The sequence below is a fragment of the Streptomyces sp. P9(2023) genome (assembly GCF_032436795.1).
Taxonomy (GTDB): Bacteria; Actinomycetota; Actinomycetes; order Streptomycetales; family Streptomycetaceae; genus Streptomyces.
Window position 1 is genome coordinate 1 of sequence record NZ_JAUPWM010000467.1, and the last position, 272, is coordinate 272.

The following is a 272-nucleotide window of genomic DNA, read 5'->3' on the forward strand; positions in this document are numbered from 1 at the left end:
CGCTATTGAGCGCTGAGTACCAAACCGACCCTAACGGCTGGCTTTCAAGCAGTGTGGCCTTAACCGTGCTGGATAACTTAGACAACTATGAGTACATCGCTGACTCTGACTTGCCTCGGGTTCGTACCTTTATCGGTGACTACTTAACGGAATCTACGTTAGGGATTGAAAACTTGCAGTACACACGCACCGCCAAGCTGAGCGATAACGTTTATGCCTTGGGCTACGGTGGCTTGCTAGAGATGATGTACGCAGGGGCCGGAGGGGAAGTG

Annotated in this window: 1 protein-coding gene; it reads left to right on the forward strand. The window is 51.8% G+C overall.

The genetic code is table 11. From position 1 onward, the window contains the following. A partial coding sequence (locus tag Q5762_RS38400) for a YjbH domain-containing protein (protein ID WP_315896948.1) occupies window positions 1–272 on the forward strand: 272 nt, incomplete at both ends.